The organism is Mesorhizobium sp. M1004, assembly GCF_040318795.1.
In the GTDB taxonomy this organism is placed as follows: domain Bacteria; phylum Pseudomonadota; class Alphaproteobacteria; order Rhizobiales; family Rhizobiaceae; genus Mesorhizobium.
The window spans coordinates 16,875-33,785 of sequence record NZ_JAMYNB010000012.1; the positions used below are offsets into that span (position 1 = coordinate 16,875).

Here is a 16,911-nt window from a genome sequence, read left to right on the forward strand (position 1 = left end):
GCGCCATCTCATTGCAGGCTCCCCGCGGCCGGCGCCGATTCCTGGTCGCGGCGGTAATCCGTAACCTGAAATCCCAACGGGTTGTCGAAACGCCATTCGTTCTTGAGCGGCGTTGAGGTGTAGCGGAATTTTATCACCGCCACCCAATTGTCGGCTGTGGACGAATTGTCCCGCCGCGTCGTCGTGGCAAAGCGCACCGAGGCTGTGTTGCGATTGAGCAGGGAAACCGACTTGATCTCGACCGAGACAGTGACATTGCGGCCAAAAATCTTGTCCAGCGATTGTGGGTTTGCTGGCGTATAAAGCCATGTCAAATCCTTGGACGCGGCGTCGGTCGAGTAGAGCTGTGCCAGGTCGTAATTCTGTTTCAGTTCACGCGAATCGTAGGTTTCGCGGGCCCGAATGTAGCGCACCAGATTGGCCGCCGTGACGGCCTCGTTCTGGGATAAATCTCCAGGCTTCAGCGCGCGCATGATCTCGAGGTAGCCCGTCGATTTGTCGACCTCGACAACATACGGTTCGAACTGCCGGAGCGGCAGGATCAGCACGAGCGCCAGCAGCGACAGCACCGCCACCAGTCCGGAAACGCCGCTGACGATCCAGGCCAATGTACGCGATCGACGCATTGACCTGTGCGTGTCGTCTTCCCAGGTCGCGCCCGCCCTGTAATAGCGCTTGTCGACGAGTTCGCTGCTGCTGTTAGCAGCTGTTTCCATTGGAATTGCCACTTTACTATTGCCTCGTTTTCGCGACGCATCTGATCCAGCACCGCGATCGGTGATCATTGTGTGCTCTAGGCCAGAGGCCTGGAGTTATCGCGCGCACCTTGCTGGATAGCGATCCGGATTGCGGCATCGGCCCTCGCTGCTCGCGAAGATCGAAAACTGTTTGTCGCGAGCTGCCGGGCGCCCCGAGCGGCGCGGCCTGCGGCCCATCGCGCGCCGGAGTAGCGCACGGCATTCCTGCCGAACGTCCCATATGAGTAGCGAGCGCCCATGGTGCTGAGATACCCGCCGCCATTCAGGATCGAAGCAATCGAGGGTATCTGCATGAGAACGTAGATACCGATGATCGTCACCAGCACCAAGGGCAGCACCAGCGACATTTTGCTGTCCATGGTCGCTCCGCCGGACGTGGCGGTGTTCAGCGCCGCATTAACGAGCGAGAAGTAGAAACCGAGAAAGCCGTAGATCAGGATTTGCTGGATCATCAGGAAGGTGGTCAGCGAAAGAAAGCCTTCGCTCATGCGCGAGGACCATCGGTAAAGCCAAAGGATGATCCATATCGGCGCCAAGGCCAGCGTGATGAACAACATCACTTTGGCGGCAATGATCGCGGCAATGGCAAGCGCTGCGAAGATGATGGCCGACAGCAGGACGAGCAGCGACAAGAGCGCACCAAAAATGTCATAAAAGGATCCGCTGTAGACCTGATTGGCGACGTCCTGGGCCCCTTGGTAGAGATTGTCGATCAGAGCTGGAATTGCCGCCTGGTCGCTAAGCTGATTGCCGGTGGCCCGCGACACAGCCCCGACGATCACCTTACCGACCTCGTCTGGAATGCTTTGCACGAGCTGATAGATCGTCGCGGAAAATGTGCCCCATCCGGTCAGCAGCAGATAGATGATGACGGCGCGGCCAAGGCGATAGGCCGCTTCGATTGGCGAAATCGACTCACGCCCGCTCAGGATCGAATAGCCCCACCACACGATATAGAGGGTAAGCATGAGGGTGAAGACGTTGCCCATCGCATTGCCCAACTGCATATAGACGGTGCGAACGAAGTCCTCTCCGATGTTGTCAATGCCACCGAGGATGCTTGCGGCGAGACCGTTCATGGATCCTCGTCAATGATGCTGGCGAACGGCGTTGAATTGATCGGCTTCAGCGCGCCGCATTCGTCGGCGTCGGCATACGCCAAAGGCCCGCACGGCGCTTTCAGTTCGCGATTTGCGCATCCAAGAAGCCCTGCGCCGAGCCCAATCACAACGCATATGCGCAGGACTCGCCTCGACAAGCGCTCAGCCCCCGCTCTTGCCGAATTCCGCGAACGGATTGACGGTGCGCGGTGTCATCATCTTCTGCACCTGGCTCTGGCGAAGAAGATCTCCCTTCAGCTTCTCATTCAGGGCCGCGACCGCGCCGTTCTGGACGCCGATCAGTTCGTTGACGGCGCGCGCGTTTTCCAGCTGCATTCGTGTGTTCTGGTCCACCGAACCCTTGACGTCCTGCGACTGCCCGATCTGCCCGCTCGCTGACTGCAAAGACTGTTGGCGCTGGGTAACGCCCTGCGAAGCCTGCGAGGTCAATGCGCTTAGCAGCGAGGCCACATTGACGCTGCCGCCATAGGCCGTGTTGACGGCGCTGGTCTCCTTGCCGGCAATCTGCTGGAGCTGCTTCACCAGCTGCAGCCCGTTGATTACGGCGCCGGCGATTTTCTGGATTTCGGGCGAAAGGCCACCAAACGAAAGAGCCCCGCCGTTCAGGATCGATCCGAACGACGGCGCCTGGGCAATCGACATGTTGCCGCCAAGACCCATCTGTCCGATCCCGAGCGAACCGTCACGACTGCCGCTGAGAGCCTGCAGGATCTCCTCGCTCTTTTTCAGAATGTCCTTGTTCGAATCCATGATGGAGTTGGTGTTGTCCGCATTCTTGCGGGCGACATCGAGATTGGCGCCATCAATGACGGCAATCTGTGCGTGGGCTGTGCTTGCCCAAAGCGCCAGACTGGCGGCAATCGCGAATTTCTTCATGTCAGCCTCCTATTGCTGTAGAGAATTGATCACGCTGGCAGCGCCGGCAGGATCACTGGTGATGATCATCGAGCGACTGTTGGCCGAGCTTGCTGCCGCGTTCTCAAGTGCGCATGGTAGCCACCGGCCGCGATGGATCCTCAACCGCTCCAATTCCGCAGGATCACAAGAGAACGGGTTTGGAGAGCCGCTCTTCGGCTGTTGCACCAGCTTGGACGACTGCGATGCCTGAACATTCTGCAAAGATAGAAGTTGGGCCAGCAACGTCGTAAAATCCCCCGCCTGGGCGAGGTACTGGTTGGTGACATCGGCGTTGATCCCACGAGCCGACGAGTTCAGCTCCCAGGCGTCCTTGTATTCGGTCACCTGGCCAACGTTGCCCGATAGCGCGTCGATTGCCGCTCCGTTGGCGCCCATCTGCGATGAGCTTGCATCGAGGCCGCCAGCCGCTTTCCTCACCATGCCCATGGCCGCGTCCTGGGCCGTGCCGCCTGCGCCATCGGCCGTTACGATCGAGAATGGCGGCGGCGCGGCGGCCGGAGCCTTGCCGCTCGACACATAGTCGTTGAAGTAGCTGTTCCAGCGGCCGACGCCGCCGGCCCATTGGTTCTGCTCGCCTGCGTTCGATCCGTTGTAGAAGGAGGCGAGACAGCTGTAGTTCGTCGCCCCGCATTGCTTCACGCCCATTCCGAGGTATTTGATGCCGCCTTCGACATTTTGCTCGTTCACGTCGCGGTCCAGTCCCATGGACTTGCCGGTGCCCTTGGTCAGCTGCATGACGCCTTTGACGCCGGTGTGGCTCCCGGCGCATGTGTCGAAGCGCGATTCCTGATAGGCGACGGAAAGCGCCAGCCCTTCGGGCACGCCGTACTTTTGCGCATAGTAGCGGATTAGCTTTGCGTTGCCGGCGTCGCGCTGCAACGCGTCGGCCGGCGACCGGCGAAACATCTGTGAGCGGTATTTGTTCGAATAGGTGCAGACGACGCTTTTCTTCCTGTCGGTTTCGTCCTTCTTGGCTTCATCCGACTTCTTGCTGTGCTGCTCGTCCTCCTGCCGTTTGTCGAGGTTTTGCCCGTCGATCACCGCGATCTGAGCGACAGCCACGCTCATGCTCTCTGCCGTCGCGAGAGCCACGGCCAGACAAGCGCTGCTAAGCCGCTTCGTCATGCTCGTTCTCCCATCCGCAGAAGTATGGCAGCCACATCTCCGGCTCGTCGCCGAAGATCTCCCGGAGCCGTGCGCATTCCTTGCTGTTGGCTTCGTTCGAGGACAAGACCTTGATGAGATCGGGCATCGCCGACAAATCGAGCTTGGCGACGATCGAGTCGCTGTCGTGCTTGACGAGGAAGGTGCGTGTTTCCTTGGCGGTGCGGCGCACGAACTCGAATTCCTTCGCCGTCAGCGAGAAGCGCTCCATGTAGGAGTCCTTGCTCGCCTTCGGGTTGGGGAAGAAAATGTTGGTCTTCGTTTGCTCGATCAGTGACGACGAGATGGAGCAATTGACGACGTCTTCCGCTGTTTGCGTGCCGAAGCCGACCACGCCGTTGCGGCGACGAATGGTCTTCAGCGTCTCGTTGATGAAAGCGGCGAAAACCTCGTCATCCAACAGCTTCCAGCCTTCATCCAGGAAGAGCATGATCGGCGAGCCGTCGATGACGTCCTCAAGACGATGAAAGATATAGAGCAACGCCGCCGAGCGCAGCTTTCGGTCGCCCAGGATCTTCGTCATGTCGAACCCGACAACGGGCTTCGAGAAATCGATGAGATCGACGGGATTGTTGAAAAGCCAGCCCTTGTCCTTTGGGTCGAGCCAGGGTTGTATCCGCGCCGCCAGATCGTTCATGCCAGGCATGAGCGAGCCCCGCAGCACTTCCGGCAGCAGGTCGAAGGTCCGCTGTTCGCGCGGGATCTTGTAGATCATGTCGACGGCGGTGTTGATGACGCGCATCTCAGCCACGTCCAGCGCGCCGCCTTCCGGCGTTAGAATGTAGAGGAGCAAATCTTCGAGGAAAGAACGGTTTTCTGCCGTGTCATCCAGCTGCAACGGCGCGAACCCCGTCGGCTGGGAAGGCTCCATCACCTCGTAGCGCCCGCCGAGCGCCCGCACGAAAATTTCAGCGCCGCGCATATAGTCGAAATAGATACATCGCGGCCGTGGCATGATGCGCATGGCCTGCGCCATCAGAAACGACAGCACCACGGTCTTGCCCGAGCCCGTTGGGCCGAAGACCGTGAAGTGCCCGACATCGTGAACGTGGAAATTGAAATAGTAGGCCGTCTGGCTGGTCGTTTCGAGCAAAGCGATGGGTCGTTTCCAATGCAGCCGCTCACGTTGGCCGGACGGGAAATTGTGTCCTGAGAAAAGACCGGCGAAGTTAAGTGACGAGATCAACGCACGTCGCGCGATGTAGCTGAAATTTCCCGGCAATTGCGCCCAGAAGGCCAGTTCCGTGTTCAGCGTCTCGCGAACCGGAACGATCGACATGCGCGATAGCTCCGCCGTGATGTCGGATAGTGCACGGTTGAGCCCAGTCAGGTCCGATCCCAATGCCATGACGCTCATGTGATGTTGCCCGAAGACCACTTCGCCGCCGGCCAGCTTGTCGGCGCCGTCGTGGACGGACTCCTCGACCGTCGTCCCCGCCTCGTCGGAACCCTCCACCTGGTTGGCGATGGTGTTGATCCTGCGCATCGCGGTTACCCGGTCTTCGATCGCGAAACTCTGCGTCAGGACAAACTCATGTGGCAGGCGCAAGAGACCGTCCAATGAGCCCGGTGCGGTGAACGGTGGGTATTCCTTGATCGACACCATGGCGCCGAGTTTGCCGGCATCCGGCCCGCGAAGTTCCAGCGCGGACTTGCCGAAAAACAGCTGTCGTGTCGCCAGCACATCGCCAAGGCTCATGCGCGGCAGAGGCATTTCCACGTCGACGCCGCCGGCGAGGATTTTCGCCAGAAATTCCGCCGGCTCGGAAAAGAAGCTGTCGCGGCGCTTCACGACGCCGAGAAGACGCGCACCATAAGCCGTGAAATCCTTGACGACTCCGTCGAGAACGTCATGCAGTTCGGCCATCGCCTCTTCGCGGGTTTCTTCGCCCGCGGTACTGATGCGGAACGCATTGAGCGCCTTGTCCACCCAGCCGACGCGACCGACCATCGGTCGGCGTATGACCGCCAGAGACGCCTCGTTGACGAAAAGGTTTTTCGCCCCAAGCTCATCCATGTAGCGGGCGTCGAGCTCGGCCACGAAAGGATTGTCAAAGTCGCCTTCGATCTCCGGCGTTACGTGGCGGCGGATGATCGTTGTGTAGACCGCAAAGCGAGAGGTCGAGAGATTGCGGAACGTCGTGTTGCGGTTGAACATGCGGCTGTTCAACTCGGCTTGGTCCATCGTCTGGAAGGGCAGGCCACTGAGCTGGACGACGCCGATCAGAAAGCCGCTCTTCGTCACGATCAGATTGTCATCGACATGGCGAAGGTAAGGGATGTGCATCGCCGCGGGTTTTTCACGCCGGCGCTCGCGGCCAAATTTCAGGTCGGCATCGAGGCTCATGGCGAATAGCTCCTCGCGCCCCAAAAAGTTAGGTTCGCCACCGCTCCGCGTTTGGAGACGCGCCGCTCGAAAATATGAAACATGTAGGGGTCGCGCTGGCACAGATATGCGCTGACCAGATGCACCACGCCGAACACGCCAAGGCCGAGCATGAAGCTGCTCGTGGCAATGAAGCCGATAACCGCCAGGATGCCATTCAGAGCGAAGACCTCATAGCGCACTCCCCATTTCATCGGGGGGCGTGTCAGTGGCAGGCTGACCGGCTCGACATAGACTTCCTCGTCATCCATTTCTCAGCTGCCTCCCGCGGTCGCACGAACCGCATCCACCAGCTGGGCAGCGCCGAAGATCAGAGCGATGCCAATGATGATGGAGAAAGCCATCATCCACGCGAGCCGGCCCGTCATGGCGAGGAAACCGAGAAAACAGACGGCGATGATGGCGAATGAACGCGCTATGTTGCCCTGCAGAACTCCGACGAACCACTCCAGCACATTTTCGACTGGCGCCGCCGACTGGGCATACGCAGCGGCTGGCGCGAGAGCTATTCCGACCGCTGAGGCCAAGGCCAGTTTCAGGGCAAATCTGCCCGCTTTCCTGTATTCCACCCTTGGCTCCTTTCAGTTGCCGAAGTCCATGACATGACCACCCTGCCAAGCGTCCTTGCTTGCTGGCGGAGCGGCCGCGAGCGTCTCGGATTTGGTCAGGGCGGACTTCTTCACCACACCGCCGAACTTCCAGCGGTTCAGTATTTTCACAATGTATTCCGCCGTCTCCGGATTCACCGGAATACCCTGGGCCTTGTAGACGCTGTTGGGCCCGGCGTTGTATGCTGCCAGCATCAGCAGCGGGTCCCCGAATTCGTCATAGAGTGACTTCAGATAGCGAAGGCCAGCCCGGACATTTGCCTGTGTATCGCAACGGTCGCTCACCCCCAGATCGGCCGCCGTGCCCGGCATCAGCTGCATGATTCCCAAGGCTCCGGCCTTTGACGGGCCCTGACTGGCGCCGAGATCGCTTTCGGCCCATGCAATTGTCTCGGCCAGATCGGCGTCGAACCCTTCGTCTTGCGCGATTGAACGCACAAGTTGGGAGACCTCGGCACGATTCCCGGTCTCACACGCCCCCGGCCTTTGCGCCCCGACCGCGGCAAGGGCTTGCGCCGGCGTTGCAAAGGCGACTGCGACGCGGTCTGATGCCCTGTCCTGCCCGTGCGCTTGCAACGGCATCGTGGCGCCAAAGAGGGTGACCAGAAGAGCGAATCGAGTGTTCATACTGTCGCCAAAATTTAACACTTTACTATGGCTACACGCAGCCCTAGTAAAGTGTCAACACGATATGCGCCGCAGGGACGAATTTCAATGAAACAGACTGCCCTTTGCACGGTCTTGCTGCTCCAAGGTGCCGTCGCTTATGCTGCCGGCGCCGATGCCCCAAGTGCCTTCGCGCAGCCGTCGGAGCGCTACCTGCTCCAGTTTGCCAAGCCGGGAGAGAAAGTGTTCGTCTATGAGCGCTACGATGCGAAAGGCGCGCTCTTTCAGCGCGATGCGGCGACCCTTGTCTCGCCGGTCAAGGTGCCCTCGGCGACCGAGCGCGTCATCAACGGCATGGCTTATCGACTGCGCGGCCTTGCAGCCTGTCCAAAACCAAAGATTACCTACAAGGCGCAGCAATGGGACTGCACGAAAGCCGCGCAGGACTATGAAGAGTCAATCTACAACGATCGTGCATCTGTCGTGCTTTGCAAAACGCTTGTGCTGCAAAGCAAGAAGGGTGAACCCGACGCCGTGTCGTGTTTCTCTCTCGTGGGTGCGGGCAACGCAAACGACCCGTACAACGTCGCCTACGACGATGACGAAATGGTTTTTTTCGACATGGCAGCGATCGGACGCAACAAGGACGGCAAGTCGCTGCGCCCCGATCTCGAGCATTCCGCCGACCTCGGTGGACAGTTCCAGGAATGAAACAGGCGAGCTTTGCAGTGCTGGCCGCATTCTCGGTATGCGCATCGGCGCAGGCGCAGGATGCATCCGAGTCTGCCGTGCCAACGCCCTTCGCGGTATCGAAATCGGCTCAACTGCTGACCGGAGATACCTGGCGTGACGGAGATCACCTTTTCCGCCTCTATGGCGTCCAGTCATGTCTTCGAGGCACATCAGCTGAAGAGCCAAATGGGAACAAAATCGATTGCGGGAACACCTCGCTGGCGCACCTTGCTGCGCTGTTCGATAGCGCGGCGGTTACATGCCAGCCAATCGGCTACGCCCTGGATAAGGCGGTTTTTGTCGTGTGCGGTGCGCAGCTGAATGGCGAAACAATCGACGTCGGCACAGCGCTCATAGCGACCGGATACGCGTTTGCCGCAACGACAGCAAAGGGCAAAGCCGTCAATGAGAACTACCTCGTCGCGGAAATCAACGCTAAGATGAAACGTGCGGGTTTGTGGGGCGCGACGTTTCAGCACCCTGTGCAGCTGCTGCTAAACAAGCGATCGGAGATACAACAATGAAGCACGACGATGATGCGCATAAATATTACTATCCCGTGGAAGGACGCACTGAAGGCGCCATCGGCGATGCTATCGCTCTCATCGCGATCATCTTGGTGCCGGCAGGACTCTATGCGGCCTGGAATACCGTGGCCTCATGGATTTCAGCGCTCTTCTCCTAGGACTGCAGTTTCGCGAAAGAACCGAGCAACGCGCGAAAATCGTCGACATCAACCTCGCACCATTCGTTCCCCAACAACCGCCGGAAATAAGTTGCCTTCATTTTCATCTCAACGACATCGGCCACCGGCGCAGCGGCCGCGCGCCGACGCGCGATAGCCTCTTCCGCCATGACCGAATCCAACCGCCGGCCGATCAGGGTCGCGTCCGGCCCTTCGGCCCTCGTCCATCGCTTGCCGAGACGTTCAACCATGGCGACTGCTTGACGATGCGCCGCGAGCAGATTCGCGACCCCATCGCCCTCTTCCATCACTCCGTTGTTACAGACCACTTGAATGGGCATCGACCGGCTCCATGCGCATGACAATTCGTAAATGATACCTGGGGAGGCGAGAAAAATAGGGATGGGTTCATCCCTCTGCTTCTCAGGCTCCCGAAGCCCTGGCTTCCCTACTTTTCGCTCATGCGGTCACACTCCGCCCCTGCCACCAGACAAAACGTTTCAGATTGTAAGCGAAATTGCCCACGCCGATTTTGACCTGCCGCGGGCGCGACCGGCCGATGGTGCGGATGAACAGTCCCATGCGGCCCTTCTGTTCGGCGAAAGGATAGCTCGACAAGGGCACGGGTTCCGAAACATGTCGGTTGCCGTGCTCGATGTTCTTCGGCATCGACCTGCCTCTTGGCTTCTTGCGATGCACGCGGCTGATGAAGCGCGCCCTGCGGCCGATCGGGGCAGTTCAGTGCCTTGGCCGTCGGTTTGCGAGGCATCTCCCACGCAACAACCGTGTTCAGCGTCTCCAGCGGGTCACCCGTCATTCGATCTTCTCCCGTGCCAGCCAAAATCGAGTTGATAAAAACGTTGATTGAGGACGAAGGCACGATAGGATACGAAGCCTAGCGAAACGGAACGAAACTAGAGCCTGTAACTTGTTGTTTAGGAACGGAAAGTTATTTCTCCCTCCGCCAAGAGACGGGAGTGATTTCAAAGAATTATTCAAACGACTAGCGGCAGCGGGTGCGGGTCGACTGTTGGGCGAAGACGGGTTTCCTGCAGGCCCATGGACGCCCGAGCTCCTTGCAGAGGCGATTTCACAGATTGATTCCAACCAGTTTGGGGTCGATCTGCGAACTGTGCAGCTATGGTTCCAAGAGAACGAGAAGGGAATTAGCACTGCCAACATTCGTTGGCTGGCGAGGATTTTTGGATGCGATGATCCGGTCGCAACTAGCGAATGGCAGATGGAGCTTAGTGCGGCGCAATCGCGGCTATCGGCCAAGAGACGAAAACGGAATAGAGCCGGAAGCAGCGTTGCCCAGGAGATTCCTGAAACGGCACTGACGGCGACCTTCGATTACGAGATCTGCCCGGCAGAGCTGACGCGGGATACTGACGCCAAGGGGCCGAGCCCGCGTTTTAGTTTGGCGAGGAAATCCGAGGCGTTTTTTAGTCGCGGATCTCCCCTGAACTTACCGGCGTCGGTGTTTGCCGGTGTCACCGCTCTTGGGTTTTTATCCTATCTTACGGGGATTCACAGCGTGACATATGGCAGGGCGGATGGCGTCGTCAAGCAGGTTGGGTTTCTTTGGACAGCGAATTGGACATTCGTTTTCATGGTATTTTTGCCACTGTTTTTTGCCTTCGTGACCGAGCTGGTGACCTTTTGGAAAGATGAAGGCCGCCCAAAGCTTGTAGCGCAGGGCGACAAGATGGAAAGCGACGAAGCCTGGGCGCGCAGCGTACAAGCTTCTTCGTATTCATATTGGGCGGTTTTTTTGATTTGTGTGGTGTTCGCCGGTCTTTTTCAGTGGATCGGCGTGTCTTTAATCCCGTTGCTCAAAGGTGGTGGCAACTATGCGACGGATTGGGGCTCACTAGCGATTGTGCGCCCTGAGGTTATATCAGTGCCGGAAGCGGTCGTTTTCACGGGGCTCGCTTACCTATACATGTGCCTCTGTTTTTATCTATTCTTCGTAGGCCTGATTTTGCTTTATACGGTGATCCATGATCTTCGGAGAATTGGAGAAGCAGCGAATGATCGGCTGGAGGTGGATTATCAACACGAGCTCCATGAAGCCAGCCTCAGGGTTATGCGTGCGATTTTTCGGTGTACTGTTTTGGGGCTTCTGATCGCCATAGTCATGAAGCTCCAGAGTGCTTACCTGACATCGCGTGGAGAGAATATTGTGGCTTGGTTGGTCGGCGATATGTCTTCAGCCTTTTATGGGCGCAATGATGTGAGCGTCGGGATCAACTACCGTAGGCCGACCCATTTCAGTAGCCTTCTTATCGCTATTTCGACCTGTGTTGTATTTCTGTACGGCTCTATCCGTTTAGGTGTCGAACGTCGGTTTTGTATGTCTTTGTGGAGGATGTCAGCGATCGTAGCGTTACTCGTGGCTGGCTACTTGCTGATCGATGCATTTGCTGGCTTTTCGATCCTTCTGGCCGTTGGAGTACTGTTCGCGATATACGGCCTGTTTGATCCAGGGTTGGGGCGATGGCAAGCGAGTAAGTTAGGAAACGATCAGAGTGTATCATAGTTGGCTTGATCATTGGGATGAGCGGCGGGCGCGACGCGGTGAGGAAGGGAAGAAACCAACGGATTTCGCCCTTGACGCGGAACGCGCCTTTCCAGGTGCGAAGAAAACAACAAGTATCGACGAATTCTGTGCCCTTGCGGACCAAGCCGTGGCTGATCCAGCCTTTTTCGATGACCCGAATGTGAGTAATCAGGGGTTTGAAAGGCTAGATGGGTGGCTAAAATTCCCATCGGACATTTCTACTGATATCGAACAGAACAATGTCGTCTCGGCGAAAATCACAGGAAGCGGGTCGTTCGACCAGGCCATGGTGATTTTTCACCATTGGAATGCAAGCTCCCGGAATCGTCAGATTGCCAACTTTTTCTCGCAGCTTGGCATCACGGTTGTCGAGATTGCTATGCCTTATCACTTCGAACGCAGCCGTCCCGGCTCCGTGCACGCCGACTATATGCTTAGCCCTAATCTCGGTCGAACGATCCAATCTGTAAGGCAGGCAGTGTTGGATGGGCGAAAACTCATACGTTGGTTGAAGATCGAAGGCTATCGAGAGATCTCGGTTCTCGGTATGAGCTTAGGCTCCTGGGTTGCGGGCGTGGTCGCGGCGCACGACTCGGCTGTGTCAAAAGCCTCGTTGTTTCTGACGGCGGGGAGTCTAGCGGATATGGTTTGGACGGGTCGCGCGACACGATTGATACGTGATAGCCTTGAGCCTGAGATTGAGCTGACCGATCTCAGAAGGGCCTGGGGTCCACTTAACTTGGAGAATTACGTGCATAGTTTGGCACGGCCTGATCTCGATCTTCATGTTGTGTTGGCTAAGAGAGACAAAGTGGTGTTGCCAGAGCTATCCGAGAGGTTCATGCACAGGCTGAACGACGCCGGAGCTAGGCCAAATATTTTGAAGTTAAACTGTGGTCACTATTCGCTCGCCATGCCGCCTTACATTTTATTGGCCGGTTTGAGCTTGAAGCGGTTTGTGTCGCGTGCTGACAAGTCGGCCCGGCGAGCATGAGTTTTGCTTTGGCCGGTGAGTTCATTCGCAGATTCCCTGGTAGGCATCACGACACGAAAGTGATGAATTTAGGGGGTCGCCCCCCTACCGGAACCGACCCTTGGAAGTGGCCGATAAAGGCACAGGCATGACACCGGCAATTGTCGAAAAGGCCACGACACCCTTCTTCTCTACTCGCGCCGGCAATCGCAGCGGGCTAGGTTGACGGCTTGTTCTCATATGGTTTCGATCCTCAAGGGAAAGCACTTCATCAGCAGCATTCCCGCAGGTGGCACAGTCATCCATGCCAAAGTCCCCTTATCATCCCCGTCGCTGCAACAGGCTAACACGATGACGGCAGCGGCCCGACAGCGCGGCGGGGGGCGCTAGTCGGCCGTCGGGCCTGGCCGGCAGGGGCGTAGGAGCGGCGCCGGCTGGAGCGAACTATAGGCCCTTTAGGAACACTCGTGGGGCGGCGAGGTGTCGGCTCTGCCAGGCGGGATCTTTTCGGAAAAGAGGAAGGTCGCTGGATCGAGTTTCAACGCCTTGGCGATCGCGGCAATCGTGTCCACGCTGATGTTGCCGCTCGCGCGCTCCAGTTTCGTGAATGTCGCCTCCGCCACACCGATGAGTTCGGCCATCTCATAGCGGTGCAAAGTACGTCGTTGTCGCTCAAAATCGATGATGTGCGCCAGCCGCTTGCGGATCGCATTGTCGTCCAACCCATGCACCCATTCCGGAACTTTTTTACCGCCGGCGAGCAGTCCCGCAACAGATACTTGCAAGCCGTTTGCCATGATCTGCAGCGTCGTCAATGTGACGTTATTTTTCTGACGCACAGTCTGAATGTAGGTTCGATAGGCCAGTTTTTCGCCATCGGGGGTCCGAAACAGTTCGGCCATGTGCATATGGGATAGGCCGCGTCTGGCTCTCTCCCGCTCAAGCGTCAGGGCAATGTTGGCGCGCAACGGGTTGTTGACCACGCCTCCATCGTCTCGTTTCATAAATCGATGTAGTCGCACAAACCTGCCTTTTCGAACTGTCCTTTTCCGCCCGGATCATCCATAGTAAACTGTCAAATCTGCAGCGAGGAGAAGGCTATGACCATACTCAAATTCCTACTGGTGGGTGCCGTCGCCATCGCGGGCGCCGCAGCTCTTCCATCCCAATCAAACGCGTCGGAATGGGGCTGTCAGGTCCTCCTATGTCTTTCCGGCGACTGGCAAGGCACCCCCTCGTGCCACCCGCCAATTTACAAGTTGATTGCGGCGATGGAAGCCCCGGGTTTTGATTGGCCGACCTGTCCGCGAGCCAACTCCAGCGCGGCGAGATTTGAGAAGTATGAGGATTGTCCGTCTGGCTGGCAAGCAGTTGGCAGCTCCGAATCAGATCGGCCGGGCTTAGGTCAAGAACGAAACATCTGCCGCATTGCGGCCGGCAGGCTCTCGTTGCCGGTCGTTGTCAAAAACGGCGGCCTCGGCTGGAATCGTGGGGAAGGATCACGACAGGTCCAAATCGAAATCGACGGTAAGGTGGTGACGGCAAAAATCCAGACCGCGGGGAACGATCGAGGGCATTCCATCGGTAATGGCCCCACCTACTACACCATCCCTCGACCGATGCGCGGAAAGCCCTGGTTCATCGAGTATGATGACGCGAACGGCGTGCGCCAGAAAAGCTGGTTCAATCTCAACATGCCATGAGCCGGCGATCACGCAGGACGAGGCACTAGGGCCACAATTTCAGGGAGTTTTGTAGTGTTCAAGGCGCTTCTCCTGTCCACTGTGATTATGAACACAGGCGCGGTGTTGGCGGCGGCTGGTCAGGGCGACAAGCCGCGACCAAGCGTGGACAATCCTATGTGGCCGGCTTCATTGAAATGGGACTGCAAGACCGTTGCCAAGATCGCGTGTGAGCGTGATGGCAGTTGCTCGGTGGCTGAGGACCACACTGGATTTGTGCTGAACTACGGCAGCAACGAGGCCGAGTTCACAGCTGGCAATGTCAGGATCAAGCGCCACTATAAACAGACCGTGCAGGCAAGCCCTTTGCAGCAGGAAGTTAAAGTCGAACTGGCCGACAATCGCGTTCTTTGGCTGACGGCCGTTGATGCCAGCCGCACTTATTCGGAAGCGTGGGTCGGCGCACTGAGCGAGTTGAAGGGTGGCGCGGTACTAATGGAATCGGAGGGAGTCTACTGCATGCCGCGCAACTGAGTGCGCCGAGAGGGCAGGGGAGCTAAGCCGATATGGTCTGGGCTCAAGTCGGGGCATTGCTTCGGCTCGGCTGCTAGCAATTGGGTTTTCGGTGAAGTCATCTGTGTCGAGGATCTCGTTCTGCGCAACGCGCATATGGCTGCCCGCGCCCGCGGGTCGCATCGATCGTAATCGGCCGCGGAGTGGACCGTTGGCGGCGCTTCAACTCTCGGCCGGCAGCATCTCGGCTATCATGGCGAGCGCTGCAGGGACTGGTTAGAGACGGTGCCTCAGTCGAGCGACATGATTGCTTGTCGAGCGACTGGCTGTAAGCCGCTTGGCGAGGATTGATCTTCCTGCTGGCTCTGTTGCTATCTTCGCGGTTTACACGAGGTAGCCCTATGTTTGGCGTTCATAACGTGGGTGCCTTAATGCAGTGAATGGTTCATTGACCCATGTGCCGTCGAGGTCGAACTTTGACGGAAGCTGGAGCGCTTTCTACAGCGATGTTGCAATGGGTCTTACGGCCTCGGCCGATCGGGCAAGAGCCCCCAGATAAGCTGGATTGGCCGACGTAGTACGGCGTCAATCCGCAGATCAGGCTCGGTCAACCCTCTTAAAAGACCGGCCGCGAGAGGTGCCGCTCGCTCGGAAACTGTGGAGATGACTGTCAGCTTCGCCAATCACTGGGTGTTTTGCCGAAAATTTCGCGAAAGCACTTCGAGAAATGCGACGACGAAACGAAGCCACAGGCGACTGCTATCTCCAGAAATGGCATGTTCGTTTGCTCGATCAGGCGTTTAGCCCTCTCAAGCCTCAGTCGCGCGTAATACCGCATTGGCGAGCAGGAAACGTAGCGTTCAAACAGCCTTTCGATCTGACGGCGCGAAAGTCCGACGCACTTTGCAATATCGTGGAGGGAAAGTGTGTCTTCGACGTGCTGCTCCATCAGGCGGATGACTTCGGCGACCTTCTTACTTAGACTGGCATACTGAGCGCCGGTCGACCATTGCCTGTCGGAACCTACTCGCCACTGGCCAGCAGTCGTTTGTCTGCAAACGGCTGATGCGCTGTCTACGCCGCAGCGATAGGAAATCAGCTCCATCGCCAGATCAAATGACGCGAGTTCACCTGCACAGGTCACCACGTCCCCATCTCGAACAAAGAGACTGTCGGTGACTTGAAGGCGACCAAAAGTCTCGCAAAGTGCGGTCAGCTTTTCCCAGTGGATTGTGCAGGCAGTGTCGTCGTCAAGAATGCCATTCTCGGCTAGCAGCCAAGTAGCAGTCCCGAGCGCCGCGATCGGAATTCGGTGCCGTCTGCTTAGGCGAAGGAGCTTTACAAGCGATACCGACGCTTGGCCTTCGACAGTATCGCCGGCGCAAACCAGAATCATGGCTGGCCTGTCGCCACTACGGAGGTCGGTCGCCACACTAGCAAACGTCCTGTGAGCTAGCACAGAAATGCCACTTGCGGATTCAACGAGCCCTCCGTCCGTGCTCGAAACTGCCCAACTAAAGAGGGTGCGCTCCGAGACAGAGTTAGCGGCTCTGAGCGGGTCAATGAAGGATGAAAGTGATAATTGCGAAAAGCCGGGTACGAGCAGTACGACAATCCGATAAAGGGCCGGGTCGTTAAGGGTACGGATGGCTTGCTCTCGGCTGTCCCAGCCAACCGCACCTAAGTTAGCGTTAGGCGAAAAAGGGATGTTCATCCAAAGGTCGCCATTCTGCGACAAGGCGCCCTTAGAGGCCTCCCTGCATGAACTTTTGGCGTCAGGCTTCTTGACATGAGTATTACCTGCTCTCAACTGCCCACACGATTAGAAACATCCAAGACAGCGGTAAACCGCAAAAATCCTGATTGTTGCACAACCCACGTTTATGCCAAGCTTCCTGGCGGCCCGCCCTTTCGTGCGAATAAGAGACGAAAGGTTGCTCGGATAGGCCGAGCCGATCCTCACGCAAGGAAGTCGAGCCATGGGAGAGTTTAGCGAAGCATTAGTCGCGTTGATGTAGCCAAGAAGAAGCATGCGATGGGGATCGCCGAGGGCGGACGTACGGGCGAGTCGGGTTCCTCGGGAGGTGGGGAATTGTCCGGTTAAAGCGGACGATCAAGAAGCTGGGAAAAAGGTACGACCGGCTGCACGTCTGCTTCGAGGCCGGTCCGACTGCCCCGAGACGAAGACACGGAAGGCGGTAT

Annotated in this window: 19 protein-coding genes; 7 read left to right on the top strand and 12 right to left on the bottom strand. The window is 57.8% G+C overall.

Annotated elements, in window-relative coordinates; genetic code table 11:
* Positions 1–8: 8 nt before the first annotated feature.
* From NKH54_RS23615 to NKH54_RS23650, 8 genes are all read right to left on the bottom strand, one after another.
* The gene (locus NKH54_RS23615) at positions 9–785 is read right to left on the bottom strand and encodes a VirB8 family type IV secretion system protein (protein ID WP_352619180.1); all 777 of its coding nucleotides are present in this window, start codon (positions 783–785) and stop codon (positions 9–11) included.
* Positions 786–793: 8 nt separating this feature from the next.
* Complete coding sequence (locus NKH54_RS23620; RefSeq protein ID WP_353029049.1) at positions 794–1,837, bottom strand: TrbL/VirB6 family protein; 1,044 nt, start codon at positions 1,835–1,837, stop codon at positions 794–796.
* Positions 1,838–2,020: 183 nt separating this feature from the next.
* Positions 2,021–2,755, bottom strand: a complete 735-nt coding sequence (locus NKH54_RS23625; RefSeq protein ID WP_023785080.1) for a type IV secretion system protein — start codon at positions 2,753–2,755, stop codon at positions 2,021–2,023.
* A 9-nt stretch (positions 2,756–2,764) separates the two neighbouring features.
* The gene (locus NKH54_RS23630) at positions 2,765–3,865 is read right to left on the bottom strand and encodes a transglycosylase SLT domain-containing protein (protein ID WP_353029050.1); all 1,101 of its coding nucleotides are present in this window, start codon (positions 3,863–3,865) and stop codon (positions 2,765–2,767) included.
* 40 nt (positions 3,866–3,905) lie between these two features.
* Positions 3,906–6,308: a VirB4 family type IV secretion/conjugal transfer ATPase gene (locus tag NKH54_RS23635; protein WP_353029051.1), complete on the bottom strand. Its 2,403-nt coding sequence runs from the start codon at positions 6,306–6,308 to the stop codon at positions 3,906–3,908.
* Positions 6,305–6,598 (bottom strand): VirB3 family type IV secretion system protein, encoded by a 294-nt coding sequence (locus tag NKH54_RS23640; RefSeq protein ID WP_023720449.1) that lies wholly within the window; start codon positions 6,596–6,598, stop codon positions 6,305–6,307. Before NKH54_RS23640 ends, NKH54_RS23635 begins: the two co-directional genes overlap by 4 nt.
* Before the next feature lie 3 nt (positions 6,599–6,601).
* On the bottom strand, positions 6,602–6,916 hold the full coding sequence (locus NKH54_RS23645; protein ID WP_353029052.1) for a TrbC/VirB2 family type IV secretion system protein: 315 nt from the start codon (positions 6,914–6,916) through the stop codon (positions 6,602–6,604).
* 12 nt (positions 6,917–6,928) lie between these two features.
* Positions 6,929–7,582 (bottom strand): lytic transglycosylase domain-containing protein, encoded by a 654-nt coding sequence (locus tag NKH54_RS23650; protein ID WP_353029053.1) that lies wholly within the window; start codon positions 7,580–7,582, stop codon positions 6,929–6,931.
* Positions 7,583–7,669: 87 nt separating this feature from the next.
* Here NKH54_RS23650 and NKH54_RS23655 point away from each other — a divergent pair, with 87 nt between their 5' ends.
* The 3 genes from NKH54_RS23655 to NKH54_RS23665 are packed head-to-tail and all read left to right on the top strand — an operon-like array spanning position 7,670 to position 8,978.
* On the top strand, positions 7,670–8,272 hold the full coding sequence (locus NKH54_RS23655) for a hypothetical protein (RefSeq protein WP_352809871.1): 603 nt from the start codon (positions 7,670–7,672) through the stop codon (positions 8,270–8,272).
* A complete protein-coding gene (locus tag NKH54_RS23660) occupies positions 8,269–8,817 on the top strand; it encodes a thermonuclease family protein (RefSeq protein ID WP_352809870.1) in 549 nt (182 codons plus the stop codon). The genes NKH54_RS23655 and NKH54_RS23660 overlap by 4 nt, the downstream gene beginning before the upstream one ends.
* Positions 8,814–8,978, top strand: coding sequence for a hypothetical protein (locus tag NKH54_RS23665; protein ID WP_353029054.1), 165 nt, complete (start codon positions 8,814–8,816; stop codon positions 8,976–8,978). Before NKH54_RS23660 ends, NKH54_RS23665 begins: the two co-directional genes overlap by 4 nt.
* Here the strand turns inward: NKH54_RS23665 and NKH54_RS23670 are convergent.
* Both NKH54_RS23670 and NKH54_RS23675 read right to left on the bottom strand, forming a co-directional pair.
* Positions 8,975–9,319 (bottom strand): hypothetical protein, encoded by a 345-nt coding sequence (locus tag NKH54_RS23670; RefSeq protein ID WP_353029055.1) that lies wholly within the window; start codon positions 9,317–9,319, stop codon positions 8,975–8,977. The genes NKH54_RS23665 and NKH54_RS23670 overlap by 4 nt on opposite strands.
* A gap of 118 nt (positions 9,320–9,437) precedes the next feature.
* Positions 9,438–9,647 (bottom strand): hypothetical protein, encoded by a 210-nt coding sequence (locus tag NKH54_RS23675; RefSeq protein ID WP_353029056.1) that lies wholly within the window; start codon positions 9,645–9,647, stop codon positions 9,438–9,440.
* 262 nt (positions 9,648–9,909) lie between these two features.
* Between NKH54_RS23675 and NKH54_RS23680 the strand changes: the two genes are divergently transcribed.
* Together NKH54_RS23680 and NKH54_RS23685 are read left to right on the top strand one after the other, a co-directional pair.
* Entirely contained in the window at positions 9,910–11,520 is a 1,611-nt protein-coding gene (locus tag NKH54_RS23680; protein WP_353029180.1) for an RcgA family putative transporter, read from the top strand.
* Complete coding sequence (locus NKH54_RS23685; RefSeq protein ID WP_353029057.1) at positions 11,510–12,535, top strand: RcgR family putative quorum lactone hydrolase; 1,026 nt, start codon at positions 11,510–11,512, stop codon at positions 12,533–12,535. Before NKH54_RS23680 ends, NKH54_RS23685 begins: the two co-directional genes overlap by 11 nt.
* A 434-nt stretch (positions 12,536–12,969) precedes the next feature.
* Here the strand turns inward: NKH54_RS23685 and NKH54_RS23690 are convergent, their stop codons facing one another.
* Entirely contained in the window at positions 12,970–13,497 is a 528-nt protein-coding gene (locus NKH54_RS23690; RefSeq protein ID WP_353029058.1) for a helix-turn-helix domain-containing protein, read from the bottom strand.
* Positions 13,498–13,614: 117 nt separating this feature from the next.
* Here NKH54_RS23690 and NKH54_RS23695 point away from each other — a divergent pair, with 117 nt between their 5' ends.
* Both NKH54_RS23695 and NKH54_RS23700 read left to right on the top strand, forming a co-directional pair.
* Positions 13,615–14,217 (top strand): hypothetical protein, encoded by a 603-nt coding sequence (locus tag NKH54_RS23695; protein WP_353029059.1) that lies wholly within the window; start codon positions 13,615–13,617, stop codon positions 14,215–14,217.
* A 54-nt stretch (positions 14,218–14,271) separates the two neighbouring features.
* On the top strand, positions 14,272–14,730 hold the full coding sequence (locus NKH54_RS23700; RefSeq protein ID WP_353029060.1) for a hypothetical protein: 459 nt from the start codon (positions 14,272–14,274) through the stop codon (positions 14,728–14,730).
* 649 nt (positions 14,731–15,379) lie between these two features.
* On the opposite strand, the gene NKH54_RS23705 is transcribed toward NKH54_RS23700, so the two are convergent.
* Positions 15,380–16,423 (bottom strand): GlxA family transcriptional regulator, encoded by a 1,044-nt coding sequence (locus NKH54_RS23705; RefSeq protein ID WP_353029061.1) that lies wholly within the window; start codon positions 16,421–16,423, stop codon positions 15,380–15,382.
* Between the last annotated feature and the right edge of the window lie 488 nt (positions 16,424–16,911).

What these genes read in the sequence shown, in the direction of transcription:
- NKH54_RS23640 (WP_023720449.1), bottom strand. Translation starts at nt 6,598, where the DNA reads ATGGATGACGAGGAAGTCTATGTCGAGCCGGTCAGCCTGCCACTGACA.
- NKH54_RS23670 (WP_353029055.1), bottom strand. Translation starts at nt 9,319, where the DNA reads ATGCCCATTCAAGTGGTCTGTAACAACGGAGTGATGGAAGAGGGCGAT.
- NKH54_RS23620 (WP_353029049.1), bottom strand. Translation starts at nt 1,837, where the DNA reads ATGAACGGTCTCGCCGCAAGCATCCTCGGTGGCATTGACAACATCGGA.
- NKH54_RS23665 (WP_353029054.1), top strand. Translation starts at nt 8,814, where the DNA reads ATGAAGCACGACGATGATGCGCATAAATATTACTATCCCGTGGAAGGA.
- NKH54_RS23615 (WP_352619180.1), bottom strand. Translation starts at nt 785, where the DNA reads ATGATCACCGATCGCGGTGCTGGATCAGATGCGTCGCGAAAACGAGGC.
- NKH54_RS23630 (WP_353029050.1), bottom strand. Translation starts at nt 3,865, where the DNA reads ATGAGCGTGGCTGTCGCTCAGATCGCGGTGATCGACGGGCAAAACCTC.
- NKH54_RS23655 (WP_352809871.1), top strand. Translation starts at nt 7,670, where the DNA reads ATGAAACAGACTGCCCTTTGCACGGTCTTGCTGCTCCAAGGTGCCGTC.
- NKH54_RS23705 (WP_353029061.1), bottom strand. Translation starts at nt 16,423, where the DNA reads ATGAACATCCCTTTTTCGCCTAACGCTAACTTAGGTGCGGTTGGCTGG.
- NKH54_RS23635 (WP_353029051.1), bottom strand. Translation starts at nt 6,308, where the DNA reads ATGAGCCTCGATGCCGACCTGAAATTTGGCCGCGAGCGCCGGCGTGAA.
- NKH54_RS23660 (WP_352809870.1), top strand. Translation starts at nt 8,269, where the DNA reads ATGAAACAGGCGAGCTTTGCAGTGCTGGCCGCATTCTCGGTATGCGCA.
- NKH54_RS23625 (WP_023785080.1), bottom strand. Translation starts at nt 2,755, where the DNA reads ATGAAGAAATTCGCGATTGCCGCCAGTCTGGCGCTTTGGGCAAGCACA.
- NKH54_RS23650 (WP_353029053.1), bottom strand. Translation starts at nt 7,582, where the DNA reads ATGAACACTCGATTCGCTCTTCTGGTCACCCTCTTTGGCGCCACGATG.
- NKH54_RS23675 (WP_353029056.1), bottom strand. Translation starts at nt 9,647, where the DNA reads ATGCCGAAGAACATCGAGCACGGCAACCGACATGTTTCGGAACCCGTG.
- NKH54_RS23695 (WP_353029059.1), top strand. Translation starts at nt 13,615, where the DNA reads ATGACCATACTCAAATTCCTACTGGTGGGTGCCGTCGCCATCGCGGGC.